This is a genomic window from Pseudoalteromonas sp. JC28 (genome assembly GCF_013319255.1).
Classification (GTDB): domain Bacteria; phylum Pseudomonadota; class Gammaproteobacteria; order Enterobacterales; family Alteromonadaceae; genus Pseudoalteromonas.
The window spans coordinates 49,133-68,850 of record NZ_QOKX01000003.1 but is presented as its reverse complement, the minus strand read 5'-3'; the positions used below and the strand labels follow the sequence as shown (position 1 = coordinate 68,850).

General features: G+C 41.5%; 16 protein-coding genes. 13 read left to right on the top strand and 3 right to left on the bottom strand.

Annotated features, from left to right (window positions below; translation table 11 throughout):
* Positions 1 to 8: 8 nt before the first annotated feature.
* Complete coding sequence (locus DS891_RS07995; protein ID WP_174169443.1) at positions 9 to 2,615, bottom strand: ExeM/NucH family extracellular endonuclease; 2,607 nt, start codon at positions 2,613 to 2,615, stop codon at positions 9 to 11.
* A gap of 297 nt (positions 2,616 to 2,912) precedes the next feature.
* Here DS891_RS07995 and DS891_RS07990 point away from each other — a divergent pair, with 297 nt between their 5' ends.
* Entirely contained in the window at positions 2,913 to 3,647 is a 735-nt protein-coding gene (locus DS891_RS07990) for an ABC transporter substrate-binding protein (protein WP_174169442.1), read from the top strand.
* A 113-nt stretch (positions 3,648 to 3,760) separates the two neighbouring features.
* Here DS891_RS07990 and DS891_RS07985 read toward each other — a convergent pair whose 3' ends face one another.
* The gene (locus DS891_RS07985) at positions 3,761 to 4,279 is read right to left on the bottom strand and encodes an Ig-like domain-containing protein (RefSeq protein WP_254605765.1); all 519 of its coding nucleotides are present in this window, start codon (positions 4,277 to 4,279) and stop codon (positions 3,761 to 3,763) included.
* Between the two features lie 578 nt (positions 4,280 to 4,857).
* Here DS891_RS07985 and DS891_RS07980 point away from each other — a divergent pair.
* From DS891_RS07980 to DS891_RS07955, 6 genes are all read left to right on the top strand, one after another.
* Complete coding sequence (locus DS891_RS07980) at positions 4,858 to 6,861, top strand: alpha-amylase family protein (protein WP_174169441.1); 2,004 nt, start codon at positions 4,858 to 4,860, stop codon at positions 6,859 to 6,861.
* A gap of 179 nt (positions 6,862 to 7,040) precedes the next feature.
* Positions 7,041 to 7,595, top strand: coding sequence for a type 1 glutamine amidotransferase domain-containing protein (locus tag DS891_RS07975; RefSeq protein WP_102058483.1), 555 nt, complete (start codon positions 7,041 to 7,043; stop codon positions 7,593 to 7,595).
* A gap of 62 nt (positions 7,596 to 7,657) precedes the next feature.
* A complete protein-coding gene (locus DS891_RS07970) occupies positions 7,658 to 8,122 on the top strand; it encodes a pyridoxamine 5'-phosphate oxidase family protein (RefSeq protein ID WP_010369644.1) in 465 nt (154 codons plus the stop codon).
* A gap of 216 nt (positions 8,123 to 8,338) precedes the next feature.
* On the top strand, positions 8,339 to 9,196 hold the full coding sequence (locus DS891_RS07965; RefSeq protein ID WP_102058484.1) for a mechanosensitive ion channel domain-containing protein: 858 nt from the start codon (positions 8,339 to 8,341) through the stop codon (positions 9,194 to 9,196).
* A 9-nt stretch (positions 9,197 to 9,205) separates the two neighbouring features.
* Positions 9,206 to 10,033, top strand: a complete 828-nt coding sequence (locus DS891_RS07960; RefSeq protein ID WP_174169440.1) for a magnesium transporter — start codon at positions 9,206 to 9,208, stop codon at positions 10,031 to 10,033.
* The gene (locus DS891_RS07955; RefSeq protein ID WP_174169439.1) at positions 10,030 to 11,364 is read left to right on the top strand and encodes a magnesium transporter; all 1,335 of its coding nucleotides are present in this window, start codon (positions 10,030 to 10,032) and stop codon (positions 11,362 to 11,364) included. The genes DS891_RS07960 and DS891_RS07955 overlap by 4 nt, the downstream gene beginning before the upstream one ends.
* A 57-nt stretch (positions 11,365 to 11,421) precedes the next feature.
* Here DS891_RS07955 and DS891_RS07950 read toward each other — a convergent pair whose 3' ends face one another.
* Positions 11,422 to 11,634, bottom strand: a complete 213-nt coding sequence (locus DS891_RS07950; RefSeq protein ID WP_010369631.1) for a cold-shock protein — start codon at positions 11,632 to 11,634, stop codon at positions 11,422 to 11,424.
* Positions 11,635 to 12,109: 475 nt separating this feature from the next.
* On the opposite strand from DS891_RS07950, the gene DS891_RS07945 reads away from it, so the two are divergent.
* From DS891_RS07945 to DS891_RS07920, 6 genes are all read left to right on the top strand, one after another.
* Entirely contained in the window at positions 12,110 to 13,189 is a 1,080-nt protein-coding gene (locus DS891_RS07945; protein ID WP_174169438.1) for a DUF4150 domain-containing protein, read from the top strand.
* Positions 13,190 to 13,192: 3 nt separating this feature from the next.
* Positions 13,193 to 16,288, top strand: coding sequence for a hypothetical protein (locus DS891_RS07940; RefSeq protein WP_174169437.1), 3,096 nt, complete (start codon positions 13,193 to 13,195; stop codon positions 16,286 to 16,288).
* Positions 16,289 to 16,290: 2 nt separating this feature from the next.
* Positions 16,291 to 17,232, top strand: a complete 942-nt coding sequence (locus DS891_RS07935; RefSeq protein ID WP_174169436.1) for a hypothetical protein — start codon at positions 16,291 to 16,293, stop codon at positions 17,230 to 17,232.
* Positions 17,229 to 17,483, top strand: a complete 255-nt coding sequence (locus tag DS891_RS07930; protein ID WP_174169435.1) for a hypothetical protein — start codon at positions 17,229 to 17,231, stop codon at positions 17,481 to 17,483. Before DS891_RS07935 ends, DS891_RS07930 begins: the two co-directional genes overlap by 4 nt.
* A 32-nt stretch (positions 17,484 to 17,515) precedes the next feature.
* Positions 17,516 to 18,331, top strand: coding sequence for a hypothetical protein (locus DS891_RS07925; RefSeq protein WP_254605763.1), 816 nt, complete (start codon positions 17,516 to 17,518; stop codon positions 18,329 to 18,331).
* A gap of 366 nt (positions 18,332 to 18,697) precedes the next feature.
* On the top strand, positions 18,698 to 19,660 hold the full coding sequence (locus DS891_RS07920) for a hypothetical protein (protein WP_174169434.1): 963 nt from the start codon (positions 18,698 to 18,700) through the stop codon (positions 19,658 to 19,660).
* The last annotated feature ends 58 nt before the right edge of the window (positions 19,661 to 19,718 follow it).

Genomic DNA, 19,718 nt, shown 5'->3' with positions numbered 1-19,718 from the left:
AGCAGCAATTAATTCGCTTTTGTCGCTTTATATTTGATAGTTACATTGTAATAAGGGAATAGGCCGCGCAGGCGGAAATTCCATTTACCTTCTGCTGGCTCGTCAAATACACAGCTTTCTTCACTACCCCAAAGGTATGGACGGCAGTCGTACTTAAAGAAGTTTGGCATTTTCTTATGGCGTACATATAGGTCTGCTTCGCCTTGGCCTGTGATTGACACTTCTAGTTTATCAAAGCCCGCTGGTAGCTCGATTGAGCGATGTTGCCACCAGAACCAACCTGCAAGGCCTGTAAACTCGCCTTCAATAATCGTCGGCTCTTTAGCAAGGTTAAGGTCGATAACCACTGGGTCATGATCCGATGCGCGATAAGCGTGTGCTGCATAAAGACTTGCTTTGTGAGTATCTGATTTGTACTCAGTGTTGTAATCTAGCGCGACGGGTTCATCCGCATTGATATGCCAATCCGTCACTGACTTTACTTTTTCCATCATCGTGTTTGAAGCAAAGGCGTGATCTAGGCTACCGATACGTCCTTGATACACGTATGAGTAATCTGAACTATTGCCATGAAGCGTTTGCTTGATGTTGGCATAACCATTCTCGACATAGGTGTTGATTGGATCTTCCTGAGCGTATGCATTCATGTCACCTAGAATAATCACATCATCTTCTGCAACTCCTGTCGGATTTGTGCCAAGCCAAGTTGCTAGGGTATTAACCGCTGTGACTCGAGTTTGGTTCCAACAACCTTGACCATCATTTTGGTCTTGATCTAAGCCCTCAGCCTTTGAACAACTGCCTTTAGAGCGTAAGTGAGCCATTACCACAGTGAAGACTTCGTCGCCGTTTGCCTCTTTGAAAGTTTGTACGACAGGAGGGCGGTTACCGTAATCAAATGGTACGGCTTCGGTAAATGCTGGCGTGCCTACTTCAGCTACTTTGTTACTACGATAGATGATACCGGATGTGATTGCGTCCCCACCTACTTGATCAACATTTAGGTTTACAAATGCGTAAGTATTAGCAGAATCTGCCGCATTTAAAGCGTTAACGAGATCGGCAATCGCACTAAACTCACCGAAACCGTCGTTCTCCACTTCTAGCAGACCGATAATATCGGCATCGAGTGCCGAAATTGCAGCAACCGTTTTTGCTTTTTGGCGTTCAAACTCTTCTAGATTGTCAGCTCCTCGTGACGTTGGGAAACCTGCGCCTTGACCGTCACCATTGAAATAGTTTAATACGTTGAAGCTAGCAATACGTAAATCTCCACGCACTTCTACCTGAGGTGCTTCTGTACGTAGATTAGTATGAACAAAGTTTGGTGTTGTCGTTGGGTGAATACGGTATTGGCTATAACCATATCCCATTACACCCTCAAGGCCCGTCACAGAATCGCCCAGTCGCAAGGTGTTATAGGCATCAAGTGTGGGTGATGGGTAAGGAATAACCTCAGGGTTTTGTACTGATGAACCATCATCAAGTAAAATTTCTTTGCGCTTGTTCTCTGCTTCTAGCTGGTTTGCTGCATCACCAGGAGTTGCTACTTGAGTGCTTTGATACAAACGTTCAGTACCTAGGCGTACTTCGCCGTAGCGTGCAAGTCCGTATGTATCGTTAACGACCAACTCATTTGAAATCGAAACCAACATGCCCTCGTAGGCTTCAAGGCCATTCTCTGCAGGTAAAGTAACGGTAGTCGCTGAAGCCGTTGCAGAACCGCATAGCTCAATTGCGTCGACGTTAATAAGTTGAGTTTGACCATACTTCTCTTCAACTTTACCACGTAATTTAACCACATCTCCTGTGCTTACTGGTGTTGCAGTATATACGACAAAAATACCTTCGGAAGTATTATTATCAGCATCATAGTCAGTGCTTTCTTCTTGAATGAAGAAGCCGCCAAGCCCTGCATCTGATTGTAGGCTTGCAGTGACAACAGCTTGAACTTCAACCGTTTCTCCAGCCAATGGACTTGTATCGCCTGCGCCCTGAATGGCACTGATCAAGGTATTATTTTCGCCACAAATAACTGGCTCTGGCTCAGGTACGTCACCGCCATTAATGTGGATACCTAGGTTGCTAAAATCGTCTTTAGCGAGTGCGAGCCATTGTCCAGCGCCAACAAATGCAGAAGTTGCATCGGTGCGGCCAGTTGTTATTGCAGGATCTCTGACAAGCGTTTTATCTTTTGTTCTAATATCGCCATCAATCCATTCACTACCTGGATCGACACCAACCTGACCTAGGCTATCAACAACTGCACCATTGAGCGTAAGCGTCACGGCATCATCACCATTAAACCAGCTACTTGTGTTTGTTAACTGTGCTTTTGCGATGATCTCTGCTGCTGAGTCAGCATGAGCAATAACATAAGTTGATTTAGCCGCAAGTTCACCACTTAGTTCTATATTCGTGCGAGCTTCTGTTGCGCCATTAAAGAAAAAGTTGACTGAGTAACCAGTTAGATTGACAGCTTCATCACTACCATTGTAGAGCTCAACGGCTTTGTTATAACTGCTACCTTCCACATACTCAGAGATAATCACCTCTGCTTGTGCATTTAGGCAAGCTAATGCAATAGCTGAAGCTAGGATAGATTTTTTAATCATTTTTTATTTTCCCGTGTATTAGAATTATCCGAATTTTTATTCGGACGCAGTATTTTAATCGCTATTGATGACAATTCAATTAAACTTCACGGTTTGTTTACATTGGTTTACACTAAATTGTGTGTTGAAGGACAAAAGTCGTTGAATTTTATGCCATATTCAAACGTTGCCAGTGAGCAAGTGTGTGTATATTTCGTGATGCAACGGTTGCGCTATACTCAATTAGGGTCGGAGCAAACATTTATAGCAAAGTTGTCAGCCAACTTAGTTTGAAGGTAAAAGTGGGAGAGAGTGGACATGGCGATAAAAAGTTTAAGACAGTCATGCCTCCTGCTTATTGCCCTGTCGTGCACATCATCTGCAAATGATGCCATAGTGGGGGCGCATAATGTTTGGCCTCCCTATGTCATAGATGAAGATTCTGGTTTTACTGTAGATTTAGTTCGTGCGGCATTAAAGGCAGAGAATCAAGATTTTGAAATGCTTATTACGCCTTTCAGTCGTGCCATGCGAATGGTAGAGAAAGGGCAGGTCGATATTATCCCCGCATTATGGCGTTCGGACAGTCGCGATGAACGTTTTATTTTTAGCAAAGCTTATTACAGTAACCGGCTGGTACTTATTTCACGTACAGAATCTGAGATTAACTTTGAGCACTTGGAAGATCTAAAGGGGTTGAGTGTATGCGCTATTCGGGGTTTTCGTTCTGAAATTGCGCTCGCGCAGATTTCGCAAATTCGTTTAGAAAAGCTCACAAATTTGACCTCTTGTTTATCACTCCTTAATAAGCAACGAGTAGAAGCCGTAGTAAGCGATGAGCTTGCCTTTGCCTATTTACGGAGTCAACACACTGAATTTCATCACCTTAAAGTACATCAATCGACCATTGCACAATGGCCTCTTCATATCGGTATTAGCAAATCCCATCCAAAAGCAACGGAAGTTATTGAATTGTTCGATAAAGGCCTTTTACTACTACAGACTAATGGTATTTATAAAGCGACACTTAAAAAGTATCAATTAGATGAGTGAGTAGCCGAGCATGCTCGGCTCTATCGCCACAGTGCTTTATCGCTAAAAGAAAGGGGTAATGAAGTGCAACTTCATTACCCCTTTCTAGTGTGGTTTTTAACCTGTTCAGGTCGTTAACGTGTTATAGCTTGCCACCGACGAATTACTACAAATGCAAGGCTGAGCCAAATCAACCATACCGGCATACTACCACTATCACTCTTGTTCGTGACGGTATCAGTAGGTGCTTTGTTGACTGTAATATTCACACTACCTTGAACACTCGCTTCACCATCTGTGATTGTGTAGGTAACGGTTTCACTGCCAACAAACCCAGCATTTGACTGATAGGTTAAGCTGTAATCAGCATTAACTGCGACACTACCGTGCTGTGCCGTTGCCTCAGTTACTTGCAGCGTATCGCCATCGCTATCACTGTCGTTTGCTAGAACATTAATGGTAATTGGCTTTCCAGAAACAACTGTTGCAACATCGGAAACCGTTATGGGAGCCGTATTGGCAACTACAGTAATTACTACACTCGCTCCTGCGGTTCCTCCATTACCATCGGTTATGGCGTAACTCAGCGTATCTACTCCGACATACCCCGTGTTTGGTGTATAGTACAGAGTATTATCTGGATTGATCAGCATGGCTATGAGAGCTGACTACCCAGCGAATTGGTTGTTCAGTTACATGTTTAACTGCTGATAATAGCGTTACCAATGTGCTCGGATGAACCAGAATCGAACACTTACACACCTTGAGTCGTAATAATAAAATGACTGTTTGAATTCCACACATTATTCTCAGCTGTTGGTCTGCCATAAAAAGGAGAGGTTACACTATAGACATTCTTTGAGACCGAAACGGCTTCTAACTCAAGTGATTGAGATTATGCATTGACGTGAGCACAGAAGAGCCCAACAATCGTGAGGCCTGATTTAATTCGATTTAGCATCGTTTAGCCATATTATTGTTATTATTTATATCAGTACTTGAAGCTGTTTACTTCAATGGGCCAATTGAAACAAATATTTTCTCCAAAATGAGTTTAAGTGCTTGCGCTGCTTAAAGTGTAAGCAAGCGTGTCACCTTATTAAACTCGCCTTTTTAAAGCCTCATATTATCGTTCAGCAGTCGATCTTGATTAGCTAATGCATACGTATTCAGTAGATTGTTTAGCTAGGAATTCTATATTGTTAATCTTGTGTGAACAAGAGGCGCAATAATGAAAAATATAAAACTAAACCAAATTGCAGCGGGTGTGTTGTTAACATCCAGTTGCGTTACACCTGCACATGCAGCTGAAGGCGACCCAACAACATTCGTTCATTTATTCGAGTGGTCTTGGGCAGATGTTGCGACGGAGTGTGAAACATTTTTGGGGCCAAAAGGCTACGCGGCTGTGCAAGTATCGCCACCCAATGAGCATATCACAGGTGATCAATGGTGGACTCGTTATCAGCCAGTCAGTTATGAGATAGCGAGTCGTAGTGGTAGTCGAGCCGAATTTGCCGATATGGTCGCAAGGTGTAAATCTGCCGGAGTAGACATCTATGTTGATGCCGTTATAAACCACATGGCCCATGGCAGCGGCATCGGAGTTGCGGGTAACGCTTTTGGCAACAAACAATATCCTATCTATAGTCCACAAGATTTTCATAACACCTGTGCAATAAACCCTGAAGACTACGGTAATAATGCATGGCGAGTACAGCACTGCGAACTCGTAGGGCTTCATGATTTAGACACCGATGCGAGCTACGTACAAAATACCCTAGCGGGCTTTTTGAACGATTTACAGTCTCTGGGCGTGGCAGGGTTTAGGTTAGATGCAAGCAAGCACATGCCTGCAAGTGATATTGGCGATGTGTTAGCCAAGTTAAATCAACCAGCGGTCGTTTTCCAAGAGGTGATTGATCAAGGAGGTGAGGCGGTTTCTGCTTCTGAATATCATCAAAATGGCTTAGTCACCGAGTTTAAATACAGCATTAAACTGAGTGAGACATTTAAGCAAGGCAAGTTGGCTTGGTTAAAAAGCTTTGGCGAAGCTTGGGGTATGATGCCAAGTTATAAAGCCGTGGTATTTACAGACAATCATGACAACCAACGCGGGCACGGTGGTGCAGGCTCTATCGTTACCTTTCATGATGGTAAACTGTATGATTTAGCAAATGTATTTATGCTGGCATATCCTTATGGTTATCCTAAAGTGATGTCGAGTTACGAGTTTAATGGTGACACCGATGCTGGTGGCCCTTTGGTGCCTGTTCATCAAAACGGTAACCTCAACTGTACTAGTCAACTATGGCAGTGCGAGCATCGTCGCCCAATGATTACAGGTGCGATGCAGTTTAGAAATCATACTAATGGCAATTGGACGGTGGCAAATTGGTGGGACAATGGTAATAACCAAATTGCATTTTCCCGAGGTGATTTAGGCTTTGTTGCCATTAACCGAGAATCTTCTAGTATGGGTCAAAGCCTGCAAACAGGGCTTGCAGCGGGAACCTATTGTGATGTGCTAAGTGGAGGTATCGGCCAAGGAAACTGCGCGGGTAGAAGCATCGAAGTTGATACCAATGGTTACGCACAAATTAATTTAGCTGCTATGGATGCCTTAGCCATTCATCATCAAAGTAAACTGGCAACACCACCAGAGATTGGTGATTGGCAACGCACATTAGTCTTTATTAAAGCTGAAACGCAATCTGGTCAGGATATGTTCGTCCGAGGTGGCCTTGATCATGCCGCAGCATTGCAGCGCGGGATTGATTGTAGCGCTGACCCTACGCTTTGCTCTTTACCTGTCAAACATTTGAACATGCGAAACATGACAACTGCGTCTTGGAAAGTGGCTGATAACAGGCTGGATTGGCTAGCGGCTGAAGCAGGCCAGTCTAGTGATGCCCAAGGGAGTCCGCTGGATTGGACAACCAATATTTGGCCTGCTAGCTGGGGGGCGGAAAAGCGTTACGATAGCGATGGTTTTGGCGTCATGTCACTCAATCAATGGGGAGCACATTACTGGTTGCTGGAAGTAGAAATGGACTGTAGCAAAACATTCAACGGTTGGTTTGAAGTAAAAGCATTCGTGAAAAATGGTCAAGGCTGGGAAGGGGATATTAACCAACAAGACACGCCATACACGAGCAATAATCACTTTGCTCAATGCGGAAAATTGAACGTGTTTGAGTTTGGCACAAACTCAGCCTCTATCTCTTCATTATAATAAAGATGGACTAGGGCTAACCTAGTCCAGATTTACATTCCTCTGTTCTGTAAAGATTACATCCAATCAATACACTAATCTTTAATATTTATATATTTCATAAGGTTATATGATGGTATTGATTCTGCATAAGTATCCGCATCTACCTCTACACCAGCAACGTATTGAAGGAGAGAATGATGACGGAGTCAGACAATATTTCAGTCGCGATCTTAGCCACTGACGGGTTCGAACAAAGTGAGCTAATTAAACCTAAGCAGGCGCTTGAAAGCGCTGGATTTAATGTTGATATCATTTCATTAAAAAAGGGAGATATTACCGCTTGGGATGAAGACAATTGGGGTGAGAAAGTCGCCGTTGATTTAACCTTGGATGAAGCCATACCCAGTAAATATGCGGGGCTCGTTTTACCGGGCGGGTTATTCAACCCTGACAGACTAAGGCAGGAAAAATCTGCGGTTAAATTTATACAGGCCTTTTCACAGTTTGGAAATAAGCGTCCAATTGCGGCGATATGCCACGGCCCTTGGCTGTTAATCGAAGCTCAGTTGGTAGAGGGAAAAACGCTTACCTCTTTCCCAAGTATCAAAACCGATCTTAAAAATGCAGGTGCAGACTGGATTGACCTTAAAGTTGCGGTAGACGACAACTTGATCACAAGTCGCAATCCAAATGATCTTGATGCTTTTAATGAAGCAATTATTGAGGCTCTGCAACAAGATACTATCAATTAATCGAAAGAGTGGGTTTGTGCCGTTTCAAGCAGACGCTAATTGATATAAATAAGGAGAAGATAATGTCAGACATAAAGAAAACTTTTTGGGAAGCGCTAGACAGCAGCCCCAATGTGATGATTGGTTTGAGTGATGACAATAATCACCATGAGCCAATGCGAGCACAGTTGGATAAAGACGCCAACGGCGAGTTTTGGTTTTTTACCAGCAAAACAAATCGTATTGCTAAGTGTGGCAAAGCAACCGCACAATTTTCCAGTAAAGGGCATAATGTATTCGCTTGTATTCGCGGACACTTAATCGAAGAAACAAGACAAGACGTACTTGATGCCCATTGGTCAAGGCAGGCAGAGAGTTGGTTTGAAAAGGGTAAAGATGACCCAGAGCTTATCATGCTCCGTTTTGAACTGGACGATGCTGAAATTTGGCATGTAAGCCCTGACTTGAGCGGCTTATTAAAACTAGCCGTGGGCAAAAATGTGGAACCGGAAGAAATGGGTGAGCGAGAAACCATCCGCTTTAGGTAGCTATATCACCCAATGTAAAGAAACAACTAGGGCGCAAAGACGGTACTTGTTTTTGCGCCTTAATTGCTTCCATTCTCTCAAAAATGTTCCCAAACGTATTGTTAGTAGTTTAAATATTTAGGACTTAGGGGAATTCTCTGGACAACGGCTAACGCTGTGATAACAATGAATGTATTGATTTAAAAGTAAGCTGTTTTAGCGAATTCAGGAGTTTACATGGCCACCGAGGGTACCTTTGATAATTGGCAACACGCCTTATCTGCCAGTTACGAGCAATTAATCAATCAACTTGTGACTCATACGCCGCAACTATTGGGTGCGGCACTCATGCTGTTTGTCGGTTGGATAGTGGCCTGGCTATTGAGCAAGCTGACTATTTCGTTATTTAAGCTTTGCAATCGTGCATTGGCGGGTTTAAGTCAACGAGTGCAAACCGAACAAACGCTTCAGCTAAATCTAAAACACGCTCGATTAATAGGGAAAACCGTGTTTTGGGTCACGATGATGTTTTTTATCGCAGCGGCCACATCCAGCCTTGGCTTAAACTTCTTCAGTGATTGGATCTCCTCGCTACTCAGTTACTTACCAAATCTACTCGCTGGGATATTTATTATTGTTGGTGGTTATCTGCTTGGCAATTTGGCCAGTGCTATGGCAAGAGCCGGAGCGCAGTCCGTTGGGTTTGCGCGAGTCGAAGTCGCGGGTAACATAGCCAAGCTCGCGATTCTATTTACCGCAACGGTAATAGGTATTGAGCAATTAGGGATCAATATTCAATTTGTGACCAATATGGTGGTGGTGCTGACAGGCGTATTGTGTGCAGGAGTTGCGTTGGCCTTTGGTCTTGGGAGTCGAGAGTTAATCGCAAATACCGTCGCGGCAAAACAAGCGCTGCGTCACTGTCGAATTAACGATCAAATTGAAATTGCAGGCGTTTCAGGCACGCTCACCGAAATCACAGCAACGATGTTAGTGATTGAAACCCAAAAAGGGAGAACCCTAATACCGGCAAGGCAATTTTTAAAAGAATCGGCACATATTACCGCGACACACAGCCATTCAAGTAAGCAGTAGGGAGGCTCTATGTCAGCGTTAAACCTCAAAATTGCGCAACACTTTTTACAAGAGGAGCCGGCAGGCGCCGCGCGCTTACTTTCTTTGCAAACGCCAGATGTCGCTGCCAAGTTACTAAAAACTTTATCAAATGAAGTTGCTTTAAACGTGCTTAAAGTCATGCAGCCCCGCAGTGCAGCGGAAATTCTGATAACGCAAACGGATGTGGATATTGCGAGATGGCTTGGCAAAATGAAGTTGGCTGATATTGCTGCTATCTTTAGGCATTTACAGGATGAAGAACTTGCCCGTTTTCTTAACCTCATCTCAGTAAGACGACAAACACTCTGTAAGATGTTGATTAGCTACCCTGATTATACCGTGGGAGCATGGGTTGAAACGGACGTATTAATTCTTGAAGAAACAATGACAGTTGAGGAGTCACTGCTGCGCTTAAAAAAACGTGACTATATCGGGTTTACGCTAGTTTATGTGGTAAATCAGCATCGCCATGTGGTGGGTCAGCTATCACTAACTCATTTGCTTCGCAAAGCGCCGCAACAGAAAATTGCAGATTTAATGGATACTCACGTCGTTTCTCTAAGTGGTTATACCGAGTTGCATAGTGCATTGAAATCGCCCGTTTGGGCACAACAAGATCAGGTTGCGGTTGCTAATCGAAGTGGTGATTTTATTGGGGTATTGCCACATCACAGGGTGAGAAGTGCACTTGTCAGAATGGATGAAACACAAGACAAGCCAAGCGAATCTTTAGATTTGTTAGATGCCTACACCAGTTCGTTTGCCAGCATGTTAGATACATTAGTGCCAGTTAAGGTCAGGGGAAATAAGCGATGAGCGTAGCAAAAGATACATTAGATTCAGCGGTAGAGCAGCTCAGTGATGAGTTTTTAAGTAAGTTTCCGCTCAAAAGTGCGCAGCTCCTTGGCACTTTACCTCCAGACGAAGCCGCTGAATTATTACAACAGCAGGCACAACATATCATTTATCGTTTATGGAAATATTTGCCGCCGGGAGCCGCTGAACAAATTTTCCAGCAATTCCCTGTGGAATATCAAGCACAATTTATCGCGAGCCTAGATAGCCATATTGCGGTCGGGCTTTTGAACAAGCAGTCGCAGGAAGCGCAGCAGGTGCTACTCGCTAAATTAAAGGAGCAGCATTCAACCATAGCGAATGAACTTAGTGAGTTGCTGGTTTTTCCTGAAAATACCGCTGCGAGAATGATGAACAAAAAGGTGCAAGCGTTTTACTCAGATACAACACTACGTGAAGTGCTCGCGCAGCTGAAGCGATTAGACGGTAAAGTGCCAGACGTCATCTACGTATTAAACGAGCAGCAGGATTTAGTGGGTGAGACAACACTCAATGTTTTAGTGGGAAGCTCCTCAAGTAAAACGCTAATGCAGGTTGCGACGCCGATCCGAGTCACGCTAAATGTAATGGATCATAAAGATCAGGTCGTGGAAGCGTTTGAAGGGCACAAAGTGCGAGCAATTCCAGTACTTGATGCGCAGCAACAGCTAGTTGGGCAGATCCGATTTTTTGATGCCTATCAGTCAACCAAAGAAGATTTAGCGAGTGATATGCAGACCATGGTAGGTGCGAGTAAAGACGAAAAAGCCCTATCAAGTAGTTGGTTTGCAGTAAAGAAACGGCTTCCGTGGTTACAAATTAACTTGTTAACCGCATTTGCAGCCGCTGCCGTAGTGGGGGCATTTGAGGGATTGATTGCTCAAGTTACCGCTTTAGCTATTTTGCTGCCAGTAGCAGCTGGGCAGTCGGGTAACGCAGGGGCTCAAGCTTTGGCTGTAACGATGCGAGGCTTAACACTACGAGAAATTTCAACGCGACACTGGTATCAGGTGATGCTAAAAGAAATGATGGTTGGGCTGTTAAATGGCATAGCAATAGCGGTTACTTGTGGCATTGGCGTATATTTGTGGAGTCAATCACTCGGCCTTGCACTTGTTATTGCGCTGGCGATGATATCGTCTCTTGTCATTGCGGGAAGCTCAGGTGCCATTGTACCAATAGCATTGAAAAAATTTGGACTCGACCCTGCGCAATCTTCATCAATTGTACTTACGACAATTACAGATATAGCGGGTTTTATGTCATTTTTGGGGATTGCGTTGTTACTGTCAGATATGTTGCCGAAAGGCTAAGTGAGGAGTGGGGGAGTTCGTAGAGCTAGTGCAGGCACTAGCTCTGAGCAATACGTATTAGTTAACTACTACGTTGCTTGCTTGAGGACCTTTCTGGCCTTCTTCAACTGTGAAAGACACTGATTGGCCTTCAGTTAAAGTTTTGAAACCGTCAGAAACGATAGCACGGAAATGTACGAATACGTCTTTACCGCCGTTTTCTTGAGTGATGAAACCAAAACCTTTCTCTTCGTTGAACCACTTAACTGTGCCGTTTACTGTGTTAGACATAATTGAAACCTTTTTCAAAAAATTAAATATGTGGTGAAAATCACCGATAAAGCGATAGATAAAACTTAGCTAGTAACGCATTGGTATATCTATAAACGACTTTTTAAAAAAAAGAGTATCAAGAAAAAACAGTGCAGCAGTAGTAAGTGCTCTAAGTATCTAAAGCCTGCATATAGTATAGCGTTCTGACGGCGCTGTCCAATGAAGTTTGCAACTTTTTTGTTTAAAAAGTGAGCGAAAATGAATTTTGAGCGGATTTATTAGTGTAACTTTGATTGGAATGGACGAATTTAAGTTAAGTATGTGTTTGCCTGCCTAATCGAATAGAAGGACTTACTACATCATCTTTTAAAACATTACCAACTTTAATCTTACGTTAATTTTTGTACGTTTAGGCTTTTGATTCATTCTTGATTAAGGCAACGATTTTGTGTGCTACATCAGGAAACAAATAGAGACTAACAAGGAGTGTGTTATGAGCTTTATCGCGGCAGTAAAAGGTAAAGAACCAGATTCGATTCAGTACGATCAAGATGCAATGTCTGCAACGCTGAGAGTAGGTGGGAGTGTGTCGTGGCGACATAATAATCCTGCATTGTTAAAGCTTACTATCGCAGCGAAAAATAATGGTGCCATTGGCTGTGTAAATGGGATAGCCGTATTTCCTGACAAAGCCAGCGGTGAAAACGCATTTATAGACGAGATTGCGCGCGCTAAATATGGCGATATGATGCTGGGTGAAATGATAACCGAGTTTGTCAGTGACTATATTGTCCCACCGCCCAAGTGGAACGACGAAAAAAACGAGCCAATTTTACCTCATCAAGAGCCAGAAACTGGCATGGATATGCACATGCCCATTGACAACCCTCGGGCATTTTTAGATTTGGTTGAGCGCAAAATAGGATGGCAAGCTGGCACTGAGGAACAAATTGAAAAAGATGTAGATAGCGAAGCACAACAAGTCGGTATCGTAAGCGGCCAAAACGTATTAATTAATGGTCGCACTGCAGTCCATAAAGACAGTGGTGGCATGCTAAATACCATAGATGTGTGCTGGACTAAAATTGGTAAAGTTGTCGTGCCAATTCCTTATAGCAATCTCGCTAAGTCGGGTGATGCAGCGAGCACCGCAAGCTCAGTAAAAATTAATGGTAACCCTGCAGCCAATATAAAAAGTAACTTTTCAAAAAGCACAGGTGACCAACCCGGTAAAAAGAAAGGCATTGCCAGCGGTACAATCAAAGGCAAAGCAGAGTTTATTACCAGCTCTTTTGATGTGTATATCGAAGGAAAACCCGCCGTGCGCCAAGGAGATCTTATGATCTCTAACAGCAAAAATACGCCACCTTCTCCCTTGAATCAACCTGGTGGTGCGACCCCTAGCTCACTGTCAGTGGCGAAAAGAGATGCAACGGGTACTGAACAAGATCCAATCCAAAGTGCATTTGGTTTAAATAATCAAAGTAGCCGTAGTCTTATCTCACAGGGAAATTTCGTGACAAAGCAAGGCGCAAACAAACAACAAAAAAAACTAGAACAGGGAGGGCAATAAAGCATGGGCGCACATATTTTTAATACGGAACTCAACGACGAGCAAGCACCTTGTACGCTGGAATTGCAACTTCAAGGATTAAATGGCAAAGATTGTACAGTGCCACTTGGTTTTGCTGAAGTTCAACGAGCGTCATCACCAAAACCGGATGACCAAATTCCTTTTGTAGAGACGGTAGAGTTACGTGTATTCTCAGAAGTGTCGCTTGATATTAATAAAGCAAAGGCACCAGAATACGTGCCCATGTTTAAAGATCAAAAAGAATTTCAAGAAGATGAGCCGGTTGGTTACTACTACTTTTTTGTTAATGGTTATTTGTGGCGAGAAATAGCTGCCATTTCAGGTGGCATGCTCAGTGAAGTTGACCTTCGCGAATATCACGGTCAAAGCTTCAGGCCCAACAACGGCACGCACATGCCAAGACTCACACTACCAATTCGCGCAAAAGGCCTCTTCTCAGACGCAACTTCTGTTGAAACCATGACTTATCAAGTTGCCTTTTCACGCGTGCAATGGTCGTGGGATTACATCAGCGCACTGGGTGATATGAAGCCAGATGACAGCCGCTTTGATAAAAAGCCGATGACGTCAAAATGCCCAGACGAAGGTAAAGCCTCGACCTATCGTAGCGAGCGGATGCAAACCATCGATTTTTCATCAGCCCCCAATTGGGACAGTATTGAAAACCTAAAAGCCAACGAAGACGGCGAACCCTGTATCTATTTGCATGACGTTTTGGGGATAGCGCAAAAATATTATTTAGAAGGGGAAGCTGCATTACATAGCCTGAGAAATAGACAAACTGAGCTGTCTAAAAATGGGTTTCAAAAGTCAGCATTAATTGCTCATAAGCTCCTTTTTGATGAGTCACTCTATGAAATTGATTACACAAAAATGAGAAACAGACTCGCAACAAACTTATATGAACAGAATGACAGTACTTCTAAAGTGCTCAGAAAGGCAGCAGCCTTAGTATCTGAGGATAAGTTAGAGCAATATCTTCTAGGCGAAAAACCACAAGAAGTTGTTAACGAATTGCAGTCAATAATTGATGCTAGAAATAACTTGTATGATATCTACAATAGAAAAATTGAGGCTCAGAACACTACACTTTCTAATCTTTGTTCTAGAAATAATATTGCGAGCCCGCCGACCCAAAAATCTGTACTAATTGACTTTAGTACACTCGAACAATCGGCATTTGATGATGGACTAGGACTCACATCCGAACATTTTTTACTATTAACTATGCCAGATGATTCTATACCTTTATACATTGATTCAATGGTAAATAAAAAAGAGTTAACACGAATCAGAAAAGACTTACAGCTTCAACAAAGTAAAGCACTAGAGTTTGTATGGCAACATTTTGACAATGAGAGTAGCTTTTTTAATGTTCTATTTTGTGCTCACCCAGATGCTTACGGAGATATGCTCAAGAGTTCCATTTATGACGAAGAGTTGATTTCCTCTGAGCTTGGCGAATTCACACCGAAAAAGTTTAAAAGTGATATCCAAGGTAATCAGCACATCAATATGGGAGGATCCATTTTTAATATTGCTAAAGGAGGGGTTGATATTTCACTAAAGGGTGTACAAGAGTATGTTGCACTTCAGCAACAGTTAGCTGTACTGAAATTTGAGAAGATCCCACCTAGTGAAAGACTATTACATATTGTTGGTGCAACGATAAAAGCGAGGTCTCCAAGTTGGTTTGGTGAACTAGAGATTCACTCTTTAGGAGCGATACCAAACGATAGAGTCGCAATTACTAAAGAATTCGTTGATTTGCCTGTTTTGCAGAAACTTGTCACGGGCGAGGCAAAAAAACCTTTTCAGCGGATACTCAGACAGGCAAGTAACGGAAAGCAAGCAAATATAGCAAAAAGAGATCTTGAAGTTGTTGCTGGTGCATTAAAGCTAAAAATTAAAGGGCCTGGAAACAAACCTCACAATGCTGAAATGTTAAAAAAGACCAAAGAGGTTATTATAGCTTTAGCACTGAGAGTTTCAGATATTAAGGAGGTTCAAGACACTGTGCTCAGAGGTAAAAGTGCGCTTACCATGCCAAAAACGTCACTGTATAAAGGTGGATTCGCTTTTAATGTGGCACAAGAGTTAGGCGGAGACTATTCCATTAATGGAATATCCTCTACAAAAGCAAACTTAGGTGCTCAGCTTATAAATAAATCTGTTGCCCATATTGTTTTTATGTTGGTTTCTTACAGTACCTATCTTGCTTATTCTGATTATAAAAAAAATTTTGAAGGCAAAGGGGAGAGTTATGAGGTCGAAAAAAATGTCGCGATAATTGGGGCTCAAATAGCAGCATCCGCTTCTCTTTTTAATGCAATTAATCAGGTTAAAGAAGTTGAACATACTGCTAAACTGTGGCGTTTTAGATTGTTATACACGAAACTTAGGCTGTTCAGTGGAGTTGTCGGGTTTGTAGGAGCTGACATATTATTAAAAGACGCCTTGAAGCTTATAGAGAGAAATGACACTGTAGCGGGTACGACAATGTTGATAGCTTCTGGCGTGACATTTTCTTCGGCGATGTATGGTATATTTGCTGCTAAGATGGGTCCGGTAGGTTGGGCTTTACTTGTCGGAAGTATAATAACCACAATAGTAGCTGAGTCATTAATCGAGTCAAAGTTAGAAATTTGGGCTAAAAATGGTCCCTTCTCAAAGTCAGGTGAAAATCTACCAGCTTTTACAAATCCTGAAAAGTATCATAATTATGTTAACTCTATACTTTTTGAGCCGAAAGTCTCAATATCCAACTTAGGAGACAATGCTTATTTGGTAAAGGTGTTAACACCAAGGTTTGAGATTGGGGTGTCTGATTTGAGTCTAGTTGTTAATTATGAGTATCGACATAAAGTGACACTTAATAAGCATAAAGGAACATGGGTTTATGGAACTCAAGATTATAATCCTACTTTTTCTAAAGAAAATGAGCATGTTTCAGGTGACTTCTATTTCAAGATTCCAGATGATGTAACTAGCATTAGTATAAGTCCTAAGTTGATTTTAGATAATTATACGACTCTCCCTATAGATTATGAAAGTTATGAGAGCGGTGGAGGTTACTGAAAGTGAGAAGTACACGTTATAATGGTTTTTTCGAAGAGTACAATATATTGCACTTTATGGGGGAGAGAAAAAAAGGGTTGGCTTTATTTGACAGTGAAACGGATGGAGAGGATTTTCAAACGATCCAGCGGGAAATGTGGCGATTTCACTTAGTGTTAGATGAAGGGGGGTTTAAACGGTTTTTGATGTTTTTACCTCTAGGTTTATGCGGTGGACTATGGTTTCTCTTGTTATTTAATATTGTGTTGTATTTTTTTTCGGAAGATATCACTAATGAAGGGTTAATTGAACTTTTTTCTGGGCGATTTTTATTTAACTTAGTTATTTCGCTTTTTTTACTGAATATTTATCCATACTTTTTGAGAATGTTGGGGCATAAATATGCCTACTTCGATAGAGTTAAACAAACCGTTAGTTTTAGTTTTGATGTTGGCTCAGACGAGCTGGATGAGTTTGGCAATCAGTGTTTTCCATGGCTGGATATAGAAGCAGAAATTTTTGAGCAAATTGGCGATATGGGAGTCCCACGTTTTTTTGTCCGTTTAGTGCACAAAGATCGTGATAAATACCCAAAGGTAAACCTTTGTATGGATGTTGTGGGAATACAAAATTCAGCTATGTACTGCCATTTAAGGTGGGAGCTGATAATTCGACATATGGATAATACCAAACCATTACCAGATATTCCTATCTATGAGCTTGATAGAAGCAAAGATGATTTGACGAGGGAGTTTGATAAGCAAAACAATCGACCAAAGCTTTTTTGGGCTGGGTTTAGTTTGGGAGAGCAGAGTCGATTAAAACGACTTTATGAAGAAGACGCTGCAGATTTTAACTTCACTTACGGCCCTGAACGTGAGGAAATTGTAAAGCCTTGGTTAAAGTGGAAACCAGATCTGACTCAAGAGCAGGTCAATAAAAAGCAAGAAGCAAAGATGATTTGACGAGGGAGTTTGATAAGCAAAACAATCGACCAAAGCTTTTTTGGGCTGGGTTTAGTTTGGGAGAGCAGAGTCGATTAAAACGACTTTATGAAGAAGACGCTGCAGATTTTAACTTCACTTACGGCCCTGAACGTGAGGAAATTGTAAAGCCTTGGTTAAAGTGGAAACCAGATCTGACTCAAGAGCAGGTCAATAAAAAGCAAAGCTTTATAAAAGTCGCGTTAATACAGATTCTAACAGGGTTACCATAACGGTTGCTACAGCTTTTTCAGGGAGGAAAATAGTGAACACACTTCAGAAAAATAGTTTCTTTAATCGGTTTTATAGTGAGCATAGTTTTAAAGGTGGGCTAAGTAAAAATAGGCATGGTTTGGCAGTTTATAGAAAGTTCCATAAACCAAATGAAAGTAGCTACTTTAATTCAAAGCAAAGATATTTGTACATAGCAAATCCTCAAAGTTTAAGATTGATTCTGCTTCTTCTTCCTGCTTGGATTTCTGTCGCATTTTGGCTCTACCTATTTTTAAACTTATTGATTCTTATGGTCGAGGGTGAATCATTTTTTTGGGGTATACTGGTTGTCATACCAATGTATTCTATTTTAGTTCTAAATTTTACAGGTTTATTTTATGATCGAATAAAATATAAAGGAGCTTATTTCGATCGAGTAAATGGAATGGTGAGCTTTACATGGGATATAAGTAATGCTGAAGAATTTGATGGTTTTGGTAATCCAACATTCGATTTGGATAATATAGAATGCCGAATTAAAAATGAGTTTGGAGCGCTAGGTATTATGAAAGCGTTTATTGAAATCAGACATAAAAATTTAGATCTTTACCCTAATGCAAAACTTACAATAAATGCCTCTGGTGATACATCAAACCCAGTACGATGTTTTATGGAGTGGGAGTCGATTGTTAGGCACATGGAGCAAGATAAACCTTTACCCGATACACCGGAATACGAGCTGTATCGAGAGTTGGATCCAATCACTAATCTTTTGATGAAAGTAATGGTCGACCAAAAGGCTTTTGGACACAATTCAGCCTTGAACAGCAAAGAGAAATTGAAGAGCAAATATTTCGAGAGGCTTTAAAATTTGACTGGTCTGAGGGCAAAGTTCAACCAGAAATTACAAAACCGTGGGAAGTATGGACCCCTGACCCCAAACGGCCACCCAAGCCAAGAGGTATGTTCACCATGATAATGTTACAGCTAGTATTTTGCTATCCGGAATAGGGTTTATAGTTATAACTGGCTTCAGACTTGATGCCAATGACTGCCAAATTAATCGTATGGATGTATGGTAGGAATTAATCATAATAAGTGGTTCTTTGTTGACTAAAAAAGTTAAGAAAATTAAGGAATTAAAAATATAAGGATATTAAAAAATTAAAAATATAAGGATATTAAAGAATTAAAAATATAAGGACATTAAGGGATTAAAAATATAAGGAGATTTATGCTTGATTCTTTTAATTACAATTACTACTTAAATGTTAATACTTTTGGGTTTTATAAAAAGAGGGCTGGGATAAGTTTCACCGTAAATCTGATTGGCGGAAGGTATGCAAAGAGGTTTTTAAAGCCCTATAGGTATAAAAGTTATGGTAGTGGAGACTCAGTTGTCAGATTGATATTGTTGACACCTTTTTTAATATTGTCTCTTTGTATGTTTATTAATGTTTGGATTTTTATTGAAGAGCTATTTTTAGGAGGTGACTGGTTAAGTTATTTGAAAGTCATAGGTTGGCTTTTTTTGATCAATTTTCTGGTTGTAAATATGGTGCCGTATTTATCAACTTTAGTAAAAGGTAAATATGTTTATTTTGACAGAGAAAAACAAAAAGTATCGTTTACTTTTGAGATACCTCATTGTACTGAGCGAGATGAGTTCGGGAATTGTTGCTTTGATTACTCAGAGATAAACTTACGCTATCAACGTGTTTATACCAATGAATATGGTGCAATGACATACGCACCAATAATCAGCCATAAAGATGGACAGAAGTTCCCAAAAGCCAAAATTACCGCCATCATAAATGAAAATGGAAGGACGCCGATAGAATGCCTTATGTTATTTGAAGATATCCGCCGCTTTATGGATAAAAGTAAACCACTTCCTGAATCGCCAGAATATGAGGGGTTTAGGCATCTAGATCCAGTTACAGCGGAGCATGATAAAGTGATAGGAAGACCTGCGAGCTATTGGAGCGAGATGTCACTCGAACAGCAGTTAGAGATAGCGAATAAAATATATGAACCAATCTACGAGCTTAATGAGGAATTTCCTAAAAAGCCACTGCCAGAAATGAAAGAGCCGTGGAAGCACTGGAAATCAGATGGTAAAAAAGGAGAGGGTGAAGGGTTGAAGCATGAGATCCTACTAATCGCCATGCAATTATTTACAGCAAAACCAATGTAAAAACAGACTCAAGATCAGTTAAGCTGATGGTAGTCAAAAAAGTGTAGAAGTTAAAAAC

Bases quoted from the DNA above. Each gene is read 5' to 3' on its own strand.
- DS891_RS07940 (WP_174169437.1), top strand. From the start codon at position 13,193: ATGGGCGCACATATTTTTAATACGGAACTCAACGACGAGCAAGCACCT.
- DS891_RS07975 (WP_102058483.1), top strand. From the start codon at position 7,041: ATGACGGAGTCAGACAATATTTCAGTCGCGATCTTAGCCACTGACGGG.
- DS891_RS07985 (WP_254605765.1), bottom strand. From the start codon at position 4,279: ATGCTGATCAATCCAGATAATACTCTGTACTATACACCAAACACGGGG.
- DS891_RS07965 (WP_102058484.1), top strand. From the start codon at position 8,339: ATGGCCACCGAGGGTACCTTTGATAATTGGCAACACGCCTTATCTGCC.
- DS891_RS07970 (WP_010369644.1), top strand. From the start codon at position 7,658: ATGTCAGACATAAAGAAAACTTTTTGGGAAGCGCTAGACAGCAGCCCC.
- DS891_RS07950 (WP_010369631.1), bottom strand. From the start codon at position 11,634: ATGTCTAACACAGTAAACGGCACAGTTAAGTGGTTCAACGAAGAGAAA.
- DS891_RS07995 (WP_174169443.1), bottom strand. From the start codon at position 2,615: ATGATTAAAAAATCTATCCTAGCTTCAGCTATTGCATTAGCTTGCCTA.
- DS891_RS07955 (WP_174169439.1), top strand. From the start codon at position 10,030: ATGAGCGTAGCAAAAGATACATTAGATTCAGCGGTAGAGCAGCTCAGT.
- DS891_RS07920 (WP_174169434.1), top strand. From the start codon at position 18,698: ATGCTTGATTCTTTTAATTACAATTACTACTTAAATGTTAATACTTTT.
- DS891_RS07980 (WP_174169441.1), top strand. From the start codon at position 4,858: ATGAAAAATATAAAACTAAACCAAATTGCAGCGGGTGTGTTGTTAACA.
- DS891_RS07960 (WP_174169440.1), top strand. From the start codon at position 9,206: ATGTCAGCGTTAAACCTCAAAATTGCGCAACACTTTTTACAAGAGGAG.
- DS891_RS07990 (WP_174169442.1), top strand. From the start codon at position 2,913: ATGGCGATAAAAAGTTTAAGACAGTCATGCCTCCTGCTTATTGCCCTG.
- DS891_RS07945 (WP_174169438.1), top strand. From the start codon at position 12,110: ATGAGCTTTATCGCGGCAGTAAAAGGTAAAGAACCAGATTCGATTCAG.